General features: G+C 47.6%; 12 protein-coding genes. 6 read left to right on the top strand and 6 right to left on the bottom strand.

Annotated features, from left to right (window positions below; all coding sequences use genetic code 11):
* Positions 1 to 132 precede the first annotated feature (132 nt).
* The 4 genes from J2Z65_RS32315 (at position 133) to serC (ending at position 4,764) form a co-directional block, all read left to right on the top strand.
* Positions 133 to 1,095 carry a carbohydrate ABC transporter permease gene (locus J2Z65_RS32315; RefSeq protein WP_167067846.1) on the top strand — a complete coding sequence of 321 codons (963 nt, stop codon included), beginning with the start codon at positions 133 to 135 and terminating at the stop codon, positions 1,093 to 1,095.
* Complete coding sequence (locus J2Z65_RS32310) at positions 1,092 to 1,913, top strand: carbohydrate ABC transporter permease (protein WP_167067849.1); 822 nt, start codon at positions 1,092 to 1,094, stop codon at positions 1,911 to 1,913. Before J2Z65_RS32315 ends, J2Z65_RS32310 begins: the two co-directional genes overlap by 4 nt.
* Positions 1,914 to 2,001: 88 nt before the next feature.
* A complete protein-coding gene (locus tag J2Z65_RS32305; protein ID WP_167067852.1) occupies positions 2,002 to 3,387 on the top strand; it encodes an ABC transporter substrate-binding protein in 1,386 nt (461 codons plus the stop codon).
* A gap of 282 nt (positions 3,388 to 3,669) precedes the next feature.
* Positions 3,670 to 4,764: a 3-phosphoserine/phosphohydroxythreonine transaminase gene (gene serC, locus J2Z65_RS32300; RefSeq protein ID WP_167067855.1), complete on the top strand. Its 1,095-nt coding sequence runs from the start codon at positions 3,670 to 3,672 to the stop codon at positions 4,762 to 4,764.
* Positions 4,765 to 4,848: 84 nt separating this feature from the next.
* On the opposite strand, the gene lpdA is transcribed toward serC, so the two are convergent.
* Genes lpdA through pdhA form a run of 4 tightly spaced genes read right to left on the bottom strand, consistent with a single transcriptional unit; the run spans position 4,849 to position 9,732 of the window.
* Positions 4,849 to 6,264, bottom strand: a complete 1,416-nt coding sequence (gene lpdA, locus J2Z65_RS32295) for a dihydrolipoyl dehydrogenase (protein ID WP_167067858.1) — start codon at positions 6,262 to 6,264, stop codon at positions 4,849 to 4,851.
* A gap of 4 nt (positions 6,265 to 6,268) precedes the next feature.
* Positions 6,269 to 7,600: a 2-oxo acid dehydrogenase subunit E2 gene (locus J2Z65_RS32290; protein WP_167067861.1), complete on the bottom strand. Its 1,332-nt coding sequence runs from the start codon at positions 7,598 to 7,600 to the stop codon at positions 6,269 to 6,271.
* 32 nt (positions 7,601 to 7,632) lie between these two features.
* Positions 7,633 to 8,613: an alpha-ketoacid dehydrogenase subunit beta gene (locus J2Z65_RS32285; RefSeq protein WP_167067864.1), complete on the bottom strand. Its 981-nt coding sequence runs from the start codon at positions 8,611 to 8,613 to the stop codon at positions 7,633 to 7,635.
* A 36-nt stretch (positions 8,614 to 8,649) separates the two neighbouring features.
* Positions 8,650 to 9,732, bottom strand: coding sequence for a pyruvate dehydrogenase (acetyl-transferring) E1 component subunit alpha (gene pdhA, locus J2Z65_RS32280; protein WP_167067867.1), 1,083 nt, complete (start codon positions 9,730 to 9,732; stop codon positions 8,650 to 8,652).
* Between the two features lie 263 nt (positions 9,733 to 9,995).
* Here pdhA and J2Z65_RS32275 point away from each other — a divergent pair, with 263 nt between their 5' ends.
* Complete coding sequence (locus tag J2Z65_RS32275; RefSeq protein WP_167067869.1) at positions 9,996 to 10,727, top strand: alpha/beta hydrolase; 732 nt, start codon at positions 9,996 to 9,998, stop codon at positions 10,725 to 10,727.
* 399 nt (positions 10,728 to 11,126) lie between these two features.
* Here the strand turns inward: J2Z65_RS32275 and J2Z65_RS32270 are convergent, their stop codons facing one another.
* The gene (locus J2Z65_RS32270; protein ID WP_167067872.1) at positions 11,127 to 11,951 is read right to left on the bottom strand and encodes a lipoate--protein ligase family protein; all 825 of its coding nucleotides are present in this window, start codon (positions 11,949 to 11,951) and stop codon (positions 11,127 to 11,129) included.
* Between the two features lie 192 nt (positions 11,952 to 12,143).
* Between J2Z65_RS32270 and J2Z65_RS32265 the strand changes: the two genes are divergently transcribed.
* Entirely contained in the window at positions 12,144 to 13,415 is a 1,272-nt protein-coding gene (locus J2Z65_RS32265) for an ATP-binding protein (RefSeq protein ID WP_209856242.1), read from the top strand.
* Here J2Z65_RS32265 and J2Z65_RS32260 read toward each other — a convergent pair.
* Entirely contained in the window at positions 13,398 to 15,215 is a 1,818-nt protein-coding gene (locus tag J2Z65_RS32260; RefSeq protein WP_167067878.1) for a peptidoglycan D,D-transpeptidase FtsI family protein, read from the bottom strand. The two genes, J2Z65_RS32265 and J2Z65_RS32260, sit on opposite strands and share 18 nt — an antisense overlap.
* Between the last annotated feature and the right edge of the window lie 85 nt (positions 15,216 to 15,300).

Here is a 15,300-nt window from a genome sequence, read left to right as displayed (position 1 = left end):
CGGGAGAAAACTTCACAAATCATTTGTGCCTATTTAACATTGGTCAAATAACTCGGCATTAAGCTAATAGACATAAAGCTAGAGCTAGAACCAGAGCTAGAATTAGCCTAATAATCAAGTGGAGGACAATAAATGAGTACGCTGGATCAAGATTTGCCTTTTACAACGGCTCCAAAAAAAATAACAACACGCGCCGGGCTTCCTCCCCGTTCCATCTTTTTCTCGAAATGGGCGGAGACGCTGCTTGGGTATGTTTTCTTATTTCCGTCGCTTCTGCTTTTTGGCATTTTTCTGTTCTACCCGCTGATTCAAACCTTTTATCTCAGCATGCACGAAACCGATCCCAGAGGCAGGGTCGCTTCCTTTGTCGGCTTTGATAACTTTACTGCCATTTTCACATCAGAGAAGTTTTACAAAAGCTTGGAAGTTACAGGTCTTTTCACCATCCTGACAGTACCGACCAGCATCGCTCTTGCGCTTCTTCTTGCCGCTCTCACGCATAATCAGTTAAAAGGCATGCGCTTTTTCCAATTTATTTTCTCGTTGCCTGTCGTTCTGTCCGTCGGCACTTCCTCCGTCATCTGGATGATGCTTTTTCATCCTAGTGTTGGCATGCTTAACTATCTGCTGCAGCTTGTGGGCTTAGAGCCTGTCGCATGGCTAACAGATCCAAGATGGGCGCTGCTTTCCGTCTCCATGATGACCGTATGGATGAATCTCGGTTTCAATTACATCGTCTTGTTCAGCGGCCTGCAAGGCATTCCCGACGAAATCTACGATAGCGCCAAAATCGACGGAGCCGGTCCATTTCGGACGTTTGTTCAAATTATTTTACCACTGCTTTCTCCGACGGTGTTCTTCGTCACGATTGTATCGATCATCGGCGCTTTCCAGTCCTTCGGACAGATCCATATTCTGACCAAAGGCGGTCCGATCAACTCCACCGATGTTCTCGTTTATAACTTGTATCAAGATGCTTTCATTAACTTCCGGTTTGGGACGGGAAGCGCGCAAGCCCTTGTACTGTTCACGATCATCCTGATTTTCACCTTTGTGCAATTCAAAGTGTTCGAAAGGAATGTGCATTATCAATGAACCGTCCACTTCAGAAAACATTCGTTTATATCCTGCTGGCCATTGCAGCCGCACTTGTGCTGTATCCGATCTTCTACACGTTTTCAGCAACGTTCATGACACCAGATGAAGCTTCGGCTTATCCGCCCCGCTTCTTACCGAGCGGTTTCTATGTGGGCAGTATTCTAGCCGTTTTTCAACTCGTTCCCATAGGCAAATTTATTACCAACAGCTTGGTCGTCTCGTTGCTCATCATGATCGGGCAGCTGATGACTTCCTCAATGGCGGCATACGCTTTTGCCAATATTCGTTTTAAAGGAAAAGCTTTCATCTTCTCCTTGTTCATGGCGACGATGATGATTCCTTGGGAAGTCACGATTATTCCGAATTATTTGACGGTCAAAAAGTGGGATTGGCTCGATAGCCTGCAAGGCCTCACGGTTCCATTCCTGGCAACAGCCTTCGGCACCTTCCTGCTCCGCCAATTTTTCCTGCAGCTGCCCAAAGAACTGTTCGAAGCGGCGCGCATCGACGGCTGTGGTCATATCCGCATCTTTTTCCGAATCGTGCTGCCTTTGGGGCGGCCCGCACTTGCAACGCTTGCTGTTTATGCGTTCTTGAACGCTTGGAACATGTACCTATGGCCGCTGCTCATTACAAACAGTGAAGAAATGCGGACCGCACAAATCGGCATCGCCATGCTTCAATTTGAAGAATTAACTGTGTGGAACCTTGTTCTGGCGGGCGTAACGATTGTCCTCTTGCCATCCCTGTTGTTGCTCGTGCTCGGTTTAAAGCAACTCGTCCGCGGACTTACCGCAGGTGCTGTAAAAGGTTGACCTTGTTGGCTGCTCTGCTCAGCTATTTAGCTAAAGCAGATTTCCATAAATAATTTAAGTTTTAAAAAAAAGGGAGAGAAATAAATCCATGAATTCCGTAAACATAAGAACATCGGTTCTAGCAATGACAGCACTCACTATGATGCTAACAAGCGCATGCGGCAAAGCGGAAGTAACACCAGCAAGCAGTGCTGCACCTGCAAGTTCAACTGCCGCTTCAACAGCACCGACGAAAGCCGCTGAGCCAGTCAAAGTCATTTGGTGGCACTCCATGAGTGGAGAGCTTGGCAAAGCCGTAGACAAACTAGTCGCAGATTTCAATGCTTCCCAGAAAAATGTGCAAGTTGAAGCGGTCTTCCAAGGTACTTACGATGAAAGCTTGAATAAAATGAAAGCTTCCATGGATACAAAAAGCGGCCCATCCCTCATTCAAGTTTACGAAATCGGTTCCCGTTTCATGATCGACTCCAAGGCGATTACGCCTGTTCAAAAGTTTGTTGATGCCGATAAATTCGATCTTTCCCAACTCGAAGAAAACATTTTGAATTATTACAAAGTTGACGATAAATTAAATTCCATGCCTTTTAACACTTCGAACCCAATCCTTTACTACAACAAAGACATGTTCAAAGCCGCTGGACTGGATCCAGAGAAGCCGCCAACTACATACGAAGAAGTAGCAAAAGCCGCGCAAGCGTTAAGCAAAGACGGTAAAGCTGGCGGATCCTTCGCGATTTACGGTTGGTTCATGGAGCAGTTTTTCGCTGGACAAGGCGCAGAATTCTTGAACAACGGAAACGGCCGCACCTCCGCGGCTACAGAAACGCTTTTAAACAATGAAGCAGGCGTCAAAACATTGACTTGGTGGAAGGGAATGGTCGATAACAAGTCCCTCATGAATCTTGGTCGCAAAACCGATGATACGAAAAAAGCTTTCCTCGCCGGTCAAGTTGCGATGACACTCGATTCTACAGCTTCTTTACGTGGAATTGTTACAGGTGCAGAAGGCAAATTCCAAGTTGGAACAAGCGTTATGCCTAAACCTGCTGATGCCAAAGAAGGCGGTGTCGTTGTTGGTGGCGCAAGTCTTTATATCTTGAACAACAAATCCGAAGCTGAACAAAAAGGCGCATGGGAATTCATCAAATTCTTGACGAATCCACAAACGCAAGCTTGGTGGAACGTTAACACAGGATACTTCCCAATTACGAAAAAAGCTTATGATGAGCAAATTCTAAAAGATAATTTAGCGAAATACCCGCAATTCCAAACGGCAATTGACCAACTACACAACACGAAACCGAACAAAGCAACTCAAGGTGCGGTCATGGGTGTATTCCCAGAAGCTCGTCAACTCGTTGAAACGGCCATTGAAGAAGCACTCACTGGTAAAAAATCACCGAAAGACGCCTTAGACGCAGCATCAAAAAGCATTGCTGAGAAGCTTGCCGCTTATAACAAAACAGTAAAATAAAGCATTGACCTTTTTAATCAATAGGCATATACTTTTATTCAACTTCTATATTTGATCGTGCCTATGATGAGAATCCAACTCGGAGGCGTTATCGCCAAGCATGCCTGTTGAACTTAAGGTCATGCTAAGTTAACCGGCACCGCCCGTTACCGCGGAACCAAGTGGAGAAACATTCACGTATTGTTTCTTAAATTGGGTGGCACCGCGAGCAAACGCTCCTCGTCCCAATCGGATGAGGAGCGTTTTTTGTTGGCCAAAAATCGGTTACGGGAGGCAACACACATGAACAAAACAAAACGCAGGTACAATTTCAATCCAGGTCCAGCCGCACTGCCATTCGACATCCTCGAAGAGGCCCAGCAGCAATTTGTGGATTACAACGGCATGGGGATTTCTCTGCTCGAAATGTCGCACCGAAGCCGCATTGTCGAGGAACTGAATCAGGAAACGCAGCACCTTCTTCTGACTTTGCTCGGAATACCTTATGGATATGAAGCGCTCTTTATGGGCGGAGGGGCAAGCACACAGTTCGCTCTCCTTCCGATGAACTTTTTAAAGCCTCATCAGACTGCTAACTATGTATTAACCGGAAGCTTTGCGGAAAAAGCTTATAAGGAAGCTGCGTATTGGGGCCGCACTCACGTCGTGGCAAGCTCCAAAGACCAGAAATGGCGCAGCATCCCGGCCATCAACGAGGAAGATCTCAGCGAGGAATCTGCATACCTGCATATCACAATGAATAATACGATTGAAGGCTCGCGTTATACATCGATACCTGAAGTGACCTCCACACCTCTCGTTGCCGATATGACAAGCGAAATCCTTAGCCGAAAGTTGGATCTTCATAAATTTTCGATGATTTATGCCGGCGCTCAGAAAAACCTTGGTCCAGCAGGTGTCACTGTAGCCATTATCCGCGAAAGCTGGTTGGAGCAAGCTTCCAACGAGATACCGGAAATCATGCGCTACAGCACTTTTGCCAAAAACAAATCCCTGTTCAACACGCCTCCCGTCCATGCCGTTTATATGATGAATTTGATGCTCAAATGGGCTCAGAAGCAAGGCGGCGTGGAACAATTAGAACAGCATAATCTGGTAAAAGCCGGCCTCATTTATGAGGTAATCGATGCGAGCGGCGGTTTTTATCAAGGGATTATTAAGGCAGAAGACCGTTCACCGATGAATATCACTTGGCGCATGGCCAATGAGGAGCTGGAACGTCAATTTATTTCGGAGTCCGAATTTCACGGTTTTGAGGGGCTGGCTGGGCACCGCAGCGTTGGGGGGCTGCGCGCTTCCGCATACAATGCAGTCCCTTATGAAGCATGCAAGGCATTAGCTGATTTCATGAACGATTTTGCCCAGAGACACGGATAATAAATAAAAGAGTCCCGTAGAGCGGCTTGCGCCATGCTCTCGGGACTTTTTATCTAAAGGTATTGGAAACCGCTCTAATGATGCTTATTTACCAAGTTGGTGAATCGGGTGTCCAAGCGCACCTTCAGCCGCATCCATGATCATTTCAGTTAATGTTGGATGTGCGTGAATGGTGAGTGCGATGTCTTCCAGGTTAGCGCCCATCTCAACCGCAAGAGCGAGCTCTCCGATCAAGTTCGAAGCTTCTGGACCCACAATTTGACCGCCCAGCAGTTGGCCTGTTTCTTTGTCGCCGACAAGCTTCACGAAGCCTTGGCCTGCATTCAAAGAGTTAGCGCGGCCATTAGCTGCGTAAGGGAATTTACCGATCGTCACGTTGATGCCTTGAGCTTTTGCTTCCGTTTCACTCAAGCCTACTCCTGCAATTTCCGGATCAGAGAATACAACAGCCGGCATCGCTTTGTAGTCTACGATGCTGGAGTGACCTGCAATCGCTTCTGCCGCCACTTTCGCCTCATAAGACGCTTTGTGAGCCAGAGAAAGACCAGGCACAACATCTCCGATTGCAAAGATATGCGGAATGCTTGTTCTCCCTTGGTTATCAACCTCGATCAAACCGCGGTCTGTCATTTTTAAGTTGATCAGATCAAGTCCTAGTTCGCCATCCGTGTTCGGACGACGGCCAACTGTTACAAGTACGTAATCAGCTGTAACTTGCTTCTCTTCTCCTTTAACTGTGAAAGTTACGGTTACGTCGTTCTCTGTTTTAGTGCAGGATTGCGCCAACGCTTCAGTATGAACCTCTACGCCAACTTTCTCCAGATTGCGTGCAACCAACTTCGTCAATTCTTTCTCGAAGCCAGGAAGCACATGGTCTGAACCCTCCAACACAGTTACTTTCGTACCGAACTTCGCGTAGGTTTGACCAAGCTCAATACCGATGTAGCCGCCGCCGATAACGACCATGCTTTTCGGAACTTCAGGCAAGTTCAAAGCTTCCGTGGAAGAAATAATTCTTCCGCCGTAAGGGAATGCTTTTAGCTCAATCGGACGGGACCCCGTCGCGATAATGCAGTGCTTAAAGCGATAGCGAGGAGCTTCCGCATCATTGAACACACGTGCTTCGTGCTCATTGATGAACATCACTTCCCCTTGGAACGTTTGGATCTTATTGCCTTTGAGCAGCGCGCTAACGCCGCCCGTTTGTTTCGCAACAATGCTGTTTTTCCATGCTTGTACCTTTGCAAAGTCCACTTTCACGTTCTCTACAGAGATACCCATGCTGTCAGCGTGCTGAGCGTGCTCATACGTGTGAGCCGCGGAGATCAATGCTTTGGAAGGGATACATCCGCGATTCAAGCAGACGCCACCCCAGGCATCTTTATCAACTATAAGAACGCTTTGGCCAAGCTGAGCTGCACGAATGGCTGCGACGTAACCGCCTGGGCCCGCACCAATGACGAGCAAATCAATATCTAAAGAAGCATCTCCTACTACCATGCTGTTACACCTCCAAGACGAGAAGCTCTGGATCAGCCAGAAGCTGTTTGATGTAGTTCAAGAAGCTTTGCGCTGTCGCACCGTCAACGATACGGTGGTCGAAGCTCAAGGAAAGCGCCATAACCGATGCAGCAACGATTTGACCGTTTTTCACAACTGGTTTCTCGGTGATGCGGCCTGCACCCAAGATCGCAACTTCAGGGAAGTTGATAACCGGTGTAAAGAACATTCCGCCAACGGAACCGATGTTTGTAATGGAAATGGTGCCGCCTTTCATCTCATTCGGAGACAATTTGCCTTCACGTCCGCGAAGAGCCAAGTCTTTGATGGAAGAAGCGATTGACCATACGTTTTTGCGGTCTGCGTCATGGATAACAGGAACGAGCAAGCCGTTGTCTGTATCTGTGGCGATGCCGATGTTGTAGTACTTTTTGTAGACGATCTCTTGCTTTTCTTCGTCGATCATCGCGTTCAACGCTGGGAATTGACGGCAAGCCGCTACCAATGCTTTCACGATGAAAGGAAGGTAAGTCAGCTTCACGCCTTTCTTCTCAGCAAGAGGCTTCGTGCGCTCGCGCAGAGCGACTAACGCGCTCACGTCGATTTCGTCCATCAGTGTCACGTGCGGTGCCGTATACACGGATTTCACCATCGCGTTCGCGATCACTTTCCGGATTCCTTTGAACGGAACCCGCTCTTCTACGCGATCGCCCGCAGCGACCTGCGTGCTAGCCGCAGGTGCTGCGCTGCCAGCTGCTTCCGCTGCAGCTGGCGCTTCTGCAGGAGCCGCGGCGTTGCCCGCTCCGTTAAAGCCGAGCACGTCCTCGCGTGTAACGCGGCCGTGTTTACCTGTAGGCGTCACCTCTGCGAGTGTGATGCCTTTTTCTCTTGCCAGCTTGCGCACGCTTGGCGTCGCAAGCACTTCACGGCCAGCGCCGGCGCTTGGCGGCGCTGTTGGTGCTGGAGCAGCAGCTACTGCTGGCGCTGCTGCAGGAGCCTCTGCTACGGCTACCGCTGTAGCAGCAGGTGCCGCTGCGGAAGCAGACGCAGCGTGGTTGGAGCTGGCGTGATGCATGGATTCAGCCGGCATCTCGCCTGTGACGTCGATTGTCATCACGAGCTCGCCAATCGTACATACTTGTCCGTCTTTTACAGCAACGCTAACGATTTTGCCTTCTACTGGACAAGGAACTTCTACGACTGCTTTATCGTTCTGTACTTCCATTAGAATCGTTTCGTCCGTTACGGTATCACCCGCTTTAACGAGCACCTTTACGATTTCGCCTTCATGTATGCCTTCGCCAAGCTCTGGGAACTTGTATTCAAACAATGCCACGTGTACAACCTCCTGTTACCTTCGACTGTGAATTAGAATTCGAGTACTTGTTTAATTCCGGCAATAACACTTGCTGGGCTAGGCAACCAAGCGTCTTCGATTTGTGCGAACGGATAAACGGTATCCGGAGGCGCAATACGCAGAACTGGAGCTTCCAAGTGAAGAATTGCTTTTTCATTAATTTGAGCAATAACCTCTGCGGCTACACCAGAAGTTTTTTGCGCTTCTTGAACGATAATTGCACGGTTTGTTTTCTTGATCGAAGCGACAATCGTATCGATATCAAGAGGAAGCAGGGTACGAAGGTCGATAACTTCCACTTTCACACCTTGAGTTTTTTCGATCTCTTCAGCTGCTTTTACGGATGTATGAACCATTGCCCCGTAAGTAATGATGGTAACGTCAGAGCCTTCGCGAACAACGTTCGCTTTGCCAAGCTCAATTGTATATTCGCCTTCAGGTACTTCAGCGCGGAATGCGCGGTATAAGTTCAGATGCTCCATGAAGAAGACAGGGTCATTATCGCGAATTGCGGAAATGAGCAAGCCCTTCGCATCGTAAGGGTTGGAAGGAACGACAACTTTAATCCCCGGTGTTTGCACCAATAAACCTTCGAGTGCATCCGTATGAAGCTCAGCCGCTTTTACACCGCCGCCGTAAGGCGTACGGAATACGATTGGCGAGTTGTAACGGCCGCCGGAGCGGTAACGCATACGAGCAGCTTGCACACAAATTTGGTCCAGTGCTTCGTAAATAAAACCTACGAATTGAATTTCAGCGATCGGACGGAAGCCTTGAACCCCAAGACCTACGGCAAGACCGCCAATTGCAGACTCGGCAAGCGGCGTATCGAAAACGCGGTCTTCGCCGAATTCTTTTTGCAAACCTTCTGTAGCACGGAATACGCCACCTACATGGCCAACGTCTTCGCCGAACAAAATTACATTTGGATCTCTTTCCAGTTCCACGCGCATTGCGTCTTTAATCGCTTGAATCATCGTCATTTGTGCCATGACTTCTCCGTGCCTCCTAAGAGTTTTTGCCAGATTTTATTTATACGCTTGCTTCTGTTCTTCAAGATGTGCCGGTGTAACTTCGAACATGGAATCGATTAAGCCCGGAACTGTCATCTTCTCAGTTTCCTCAGCCTTTTTGATATGTTCAGCGACAGTCGCTTTGGCTTCTTCTTTTACTTTAGCCTCTTCTTCCTCGCTCCACAGACCTTTTTTCGTTAAGAAAATACGCATGCGCGTAAGCGGATCTTTCGGCTCCCAATCGGATTCCTCGTCTTTGGTACGATATTTCGTCGTATCATCAGCCAAAGAGTGCGGACGGTAACGGTATGTTAATGCTTCAATCAATGTAGCGCCTTCGCCTTTACGGCCTCTCTCCGCTGCTTCAGTTACAGCTTGAACAACAGCCAGAACGTCCATACCGTCTACTTGCACGCCTTTGATACCGGCAGCAAGTGCTTTATGTGCAACGGAAAGTGCTCCTGTTTGTTTGGAGTAAGGTGTTGTGATCGCATAACCATTGTTTTGTACAAAGTAAATGGCAGGCAGCTTGAATGCTCCTGCAAAGTTCAAACCTTCATAGAAATCGCCTTCGGAGCTTCCTCCGTCCCCTGTGTACGTAATCGCTACACGCGGTTGGTTGCGTTTTTTGAAAGCCATAGCCACACCGGTTGCATGCAATATTTGTGCACCGATGATGATTTGCGGCATAAGTACGTGAACATCCTGCGGAATTTGTCCACCATGTTGGTGTCCGCGGGAATATAGGAATGCCTGGTAAAGCGGAAGTCCGTGCCATACAAGCTGCGGCATATCGCGGTAACCCGGGCAAATAAAGTCATCTTTATTTAAAGCAAATTCACTACCGATCATGGAAGCTTCTTGTCCGGATACCGGCGCATAGAAACCAAGACGTCCTTGACGACCGAGATTAACTGCTCTTTCGTCCCAAACACGTGTGAATACCATTCTTCTCATTAATTCTTTTAATTGGTCATCGCTAAGTTTAGGCATTTTGTCGGGATTTACAACTGTGCCGTCTGGAGCCAGTACTTGTAAAGGCTCAACCTTTTCTGTGGTCACTTCGTAATTTGCTTGGCTGACAAGTGGCTTACTCATACCATTTCACCTCTTATATGATTTTGATGCCTGCTAGCTACACTTCTGTTATAGTATTATTATAAACCTGTTTTTATGAATTGTACACCAGTATCCTTATGACATATGACCTTTTTTCGCTCTAGTGAATAGTACAGTTCATGAAAATATATAATACAGTTAACAATAAATTCACAACTGCTATAATACACCTTACCCACTCCATTACCAACTTACGCTTCCCACACCATTTTTCCCCAACAGGAATAAGAAGGAGATTACTTATGTCTGATGACTCTCGCTATTATCAAAGAACCATTGTAAAAGATGAACTCACCTCTGTCCTGCTTCAAGAAACTCGCCCGCTTCGCATTTATTTGCCTCCCGGTTACAATGAACTGCTCTCTTATCCGGTCATTTATTGCCAGGATGGCGAGCAATTCTTTAATTTCGGTCGCATTGCCACAACGATCACCCGCTGCATTCTGGATGAAGATTTGGAGCCAGCCATTGTGGTCGGTGTCGATGTGAAAGCAGCCAACCGTACGTCCGAATATGCGCCGGAAGGTGAGCGTCATGACGCGTACTGCCGCTTTTTCGCTGAAGAGCTCCTCCCTTACGTGGAAAGCCGCTACCCCGTGCGTACAGAGCGGAGTGAACGCATTGTCGCAGGCGATTCTCTCGGAGGGACCGTTTCCTTGCATCTCGCCTTAGATTATCCTAGCCTTTTTTGCCGCGTTATATCCTTATCAGGCGCATTTTTCGACATTACCCGAGAACGCCTTAAGGCGGAGGAGGACTTATCCTGGCTAGAAATGTATATGTTGATTGGCTTGGACGAAACCGATGTGAAAACCGAGCGCGGAACCTTCGACTTCGTCAGAGAAAACCGTTTGGCCAAGGAGGATCTGGAGAGGAAAAATGCGGTGCTTCATTATATTGAGAAGCCTGGCAAGCATTTGTGGGGATTTTGGCAGGGTGAGCTGAGAGCGGCTCTGCACTATTTTCTGGCATGAATCACATATGAAATGCTGAATGAATGTCTGGGTGGTTCAAAAATTCTCAATTACTTGTAGTATATAGAGAATTCTTGTATGAAGGGAACTAGGGTCCGCTATTTCGTCAAAACCAGCCATTTGTCGAATTTGTGGAAACTAGGGTCCGCTATTTCACTGATATCCGCAGATTGAAGGGGATTGTTGAGAGATAAGACCCTGTAGTTCCTTTAAGATCATGAAAACAGCCTTTATAGCCCAAATAGCGCCATGTAGTTCCGCTAAACTGGAACGAGTCGGCTGTTTGGGCTGCTGCTGTTGGACTTCTGCTGTGGGCCCCGATGTACTCTCTAATCTGCTGCTATGACATAGAAAAAAAACGGTCCCTCTTACGTCAGTTGACGAAGTCAGACCGTTTCTTTACTGTTTAATCGCATATCGCTCTCTCATTAATTCCACCATGTCGGCAATTTGACCTTCATCCGGATAACCCGGGATCGCATCAGACCCTTTCACTTGCATTCCTCTGGTACTCAACATCTCAATTAAGTTCTCAGTGAATTGTTCAGCTGTTAAAGGGATATTCAAGCATTCCGCCAAACTGGCCATGCTGCCTGGAGCTACTGCCGGATAATCGTTTGGATCCGCGGAGCCGGCCGCGCGCTCGTAGAACCCCCTAGCCAGCGAAGCTTTCGCTTCCCCTTCACCTTCCACGATAATGAAAGCTTGTACCGATAAAGCCCGCTGCTGCCTGCGCTGTGCAATTCCGCAAAACTTTCGCCCGCCCACACTTAGATCGAACTCTCCCGGACAAAAGGAACCCATGATCTCACCTTGATCGATACGATCAGTAAGTTTACTCATCAGTTCACGAATCAGAGCCACCATCAATTCAAAATCCTTGCGGTGCTCCATGTCCCCTGCCTCTTTAGGCAGAAGCAAAGAGACATTCACAACGCCCAAATCCAGCGGGACCGCTGCTCCTCCTGAGTTTCGTACGGCCGTATCATACCCTTGCTCTAGCAACCACTTGTTGGCGAGTGCCGCTTCCGGGAGCCGACTGTCTCTAAGTCCCATGACAAAAGCTCGCGGATGCCGCCATATGTGTAAGACAGGAGGGGCTGTTTTGCCAATTGACCGGCATAAAAGCTCCTCTAGCGCAAATGCGTATAGAATGGACTTTGATTCAGATTCATGCGTCCGATCAAGGATAACCATAGAAGAAGAAAGTGGTGCATTTGTCATTTTCATATTCTCCTGAGCCTACTATTTATGTTCACCATCGAATTGTAAGCGAAACAAGCCATAGCCGCAATCTGAAAATCGGTGTCATTCGCCAAAAAACATCAAATTTTTGGATACAATTCAAAGGATTTTCAGATTTCTTGTCGAAATCAATGTAGAGCTATCAAATTATTAATTAAGTAGGCGAGATCTTTGAATTTATTTGACGACTTACTCCTCAATATCCTTGTACTAACCATCCCCATTGTTTTAACCCACATTGTTTGGCTGGATAGGCCGGGCACCCTAGACAGCTACGATAGGTACAGTCAGGTATTTATCATATTCATTTGCACACTAGCCGCCATATTCTGTATGACTCATCCCTTTTTCAAGCTTATAGGCAATCATTTCGATCTTCACATTATTCCTGTACTCATTGCTTTCTTATATAGTGGCATACGCGCGGGACTTGCCGTTTCAGGAATCATACTGACCTACGCGTATATGATGAATGGTCCGAATTTCATCTGGTTCGTTACCTTATTAGCTATTCTAATCCCCTTCATCCTGGCTTTCATCGCGCTGAGCAATTGGAAGCACTTAGCCCCTAAAATGATGTTTCCCACCCTGCTTGCTTTCATAAGTGCTTTAGCTACTTTCTGTATCACCCTGCTGTATCGGGTTAGTTCATTTATCCCGGTAGATCGTGTTTTTTTGCTATACGGTTTATTGTATTGTCTGGTTCACCTGTTAACCATGTGGCTCTTGACTTATTTAATCTCCCGAATCCGTGAAAATATAACGATGCGCCAAGAAACCCAGCGTTCCGAGAAGCTGAATGTCTTAAGCGAATTAGCCGCCTCAGTCGCCCATGAAATTCGCAATCCCATGACCGTAGCCCGCGGCTTTATGCAAATCCTCAGTCAATCTCAAGTCTCAGAAGAGAAAAAACAAGTATATACAGGCATGGTTATTGAAGAAATTGACCGAGCCCAGAGTATTATTACCGACTACTTATCCTTTGCCAAGCCGGAAGCTGAGAAGTTGGAACCACTGGATGTATCTGCATTGCCATCAAAGCTAAGCAATCTTCTTCAACCCTACGCCGCTGCACGTGGTGTTGACATTCAATTCGACATGGAGCTTTCCCTGGTCATCCAAGCCAATGTTGATAAAATGATGCAATGCTTAGTCAATTTAACGAAAAACGGCATTGAGGCCATGCCTGCCGGAGGCGTCCTGCATATCGAAGGCTTCAAAAAAGGCAAACAGGTTATTTTGAAAATTAAAGATAATGGAGTTGGCATGACAGCCGAGCAGATTAATCGTCTTGGGACCCCTTTTTACTCTACGACCAATAAAAGCACAGGTCTTAGCATGATGGTCTCCTATCGGATCATTCGAACATTTGGTGGCTTCATTGAAGTCACGAGCCAGCCCGATCAGGGCACCTGTTTTACGATCTCACTGCCCGCTGTTTGACGCGCTCGCTAGAATATCCATGATCCCTTTGAACAAAGGAATGGCCTTGTTGCTCTCTGAAGGGTCCGTGTTCTTGATGACCACGGAAACCGCATACTTTGGAGAATCAATCGGGCCATACCCGATAAACCATTGATTTATTTTCTCCTGCTTGCCTACCATTGTTTGCGCTGTACCCGATTTCCCTGCAAGCTTCCACTTTGCATCCTTCAAACCTTGACCTGTCCCTTCCGTCACGACCTCTCGCATCCAGTTCAAAAGTGTACGGCTTGTCGAAGCCGAAACGTGTCCATTGCTTCCCTCCAACTTTTGCGGTTCAAAAGTTTCCATCACCCGGTCAGTTTGATACCGAATGTCTTGGACCACTCTTGGCGAGAAGCCTTTTCCATTATGAAGTAAAGTAACAATCATATTAGACGCCTGCAAAGGGGTCATCATGACGTCTCTTTGACCAATCGCTGTTTGCATAAGAACTCCCTCATCGTTGTGAGGCGTTTGAGCGCCAAAGAGCTGTCCGCTCTCTTCGCTGTCTAACTGGTGCAGAATCATCCTCGTGTCAGTCTTCCCTGTCCAGCCTACCTCGTCAAGTACGCCCAGCTTATGAGCGAAGCTTTCCAATTGAACAGGCGTCAAACGCTGCATGACTTTGGCGAATACGATATTGCAAGACTGAGCAAAACCCTGCTCTAAGGTTAACGGGCCATGACCTTCTTTCCTCCAGCATGTAAACCCATACTTGCCAAGAGCGCCTTCACAGGTGAACGTCTCATTGGGCTTAACTACTCCTAAATCAAGTGCAGCGGCAGCAACGACTGTTTTGAAAATAGAGCCGGGAGCAGTCGCTTTAAGTGCATAGTTGCTCCAGCTCTTACTGGCAAGATCCACAGATGCCGGATCATAATTGGGCCTGCTCGCCATGGCGACGATATCGCCTTGTGCCACTTCCTGAACGACAGCAGCTCCATCGCGTATATTCAGCTTATCCATGAGCTTTTCTACCTGCTGCTGTACACCTGCATCGAGAGTCGTAACTAATTTAACCGGATAAAAAGCATTGTCAGGCGCTATCATACGGGCATCGAGCCCTGCTAAAGGTCTTTTCCCGGCATCCATAAAATACGAGATCGAAGTCTCTCCTATACCGCGGAGCCACAGATCAAACGTTTTTTCGAGTCCGGCTCCGCCAATCTTTGTTGTCAGTGCAACTTTGCCTTTCTCCAAATCTGCGCCATACAGGTTCATCACGCGATCCGGATTTTGCCCGATGAACCCAATCAGCTGCCGTGCTGTCATCCCGCTAGGGTAACGATCCTCCATCTGCACCACTTTTACATTCGGCAAATTAAGCGCATCAATCTGCTCCTCCTGCCTATCCGACAGCGCTGCCGGCTTGCCTCCGTCGGCGCTGCGCCACACCTGCGGCTCTTTCAAATCTTTCACGAAAGCGCGCCATGACTCCGTATTCGTCTGCAAGATTCGGACAAGTTGATTCACCTGCTGCGGAGTGGCCTGCAGTTCGTTATGAATTGGAAACACGACAAGGGATTTCACAATCCTTCCTGTCATTGGTTGCAGATGACGATCCAGAATTTCCCCGCGACCGCTATCAAGCACAAGTGCACGCTGCCTTTGAACAACCGAGTTCTTAAGCAAATTTATCCCGTGTGAGCTGTAGTTTTCCGTAGCGGCGATCTGAATCCAAAAAAGCTTGCCGGCTATGCCAATAAACAGGAGCAAGATCGTAAGAAGAACAAGAAAAATACGACGTTTTTCAAGTGAAGTTAACTGTTTGACCCTCATACGCCTAACTCCTAACTTATCATCAATCATTAACTCTGATCTTTTCAGTATCGTCATTCCTGTTCATGGCCAAACCGTCAAACGC

Source organism: Paenibacillus aceris, from assembly GCF_017874035.1.
Lineage (GTDB): Bacteria > Bacillota > Bacilli > Paenibacillales > NBRC-103111 > Paenibacillus_E > Paenibacillus_E aceris.
This window is presented reverse-complemented; position numbering and strand designations above follow the sequence as displayed.

Coding starts and splice junctions, on each gene's coding strand:
- J2Z65_RS32315 (WP_167067846.1), top strand. CDS start 133: ATGAGTACGCTGGATCAAGATTTGCCTTTTACAACGGCTCCAAAAAAA.
- pdhA (WP_167067867.1), bottom strand. CDS start 9,732: ATGAGTAAGCCACTTGTCAGCCAAGCAAATTACGAAGTGACCACAGAA.
- J2Z65_RS32270 (WP_167067872.1), bottom strand. CDS start 11,951: ATGACAAATGCACCACTTTCTTCTTCTATGGTTATCCTTGATCGGACG.
- lpdA (WP_167067858.1), bottom strand. CDS start 6,264: ATGGTAGTAGGAGATGCTTCTTTAGATATTGATTTGCTCGTCATTGGT.
- J2Z65_RS32275 (WP_167067869.1), top strand. CDS start 9,996: ATGTCTGATGACTCTCGCTATTATCAAAGAACCATTGTAAAAGATGAA.
- J2Z65_RS32310 (WP_167067849.1), top strand. CDS start 1,092: ATGAACCGTCCACTTCAGAAAACATTCGTTTATATCCTGCTGGCCATT.
- serC (WP_167067855.1), top strand. CDS start 3,670: ATGAACAAAACAAAACGCAGGTACAATTTCAATCCAGGTCCAGCCGCA.
- J2Z65_RS32305 (WP_167067852.1), top strand. CDS start 2,002: ATGAATTCCGTAAACATAAGAACATCGGTTCTAGCAATGACAGCACTC.
- J2Z65_RS32260 (WP_167067878.1), bottom strand. CDS start 15,215: ATGAGGGTCAAACAGTTAACTTCACTTGAAAAACGTCGTATTTTTCTT.
- J2Z65_RS32285 (WP_167067864.1), bottom strand. CDS start 8,613: ATGGCACAAATGACGATGATTCAAGCGATTAAAGACGCAATGCGCGTG.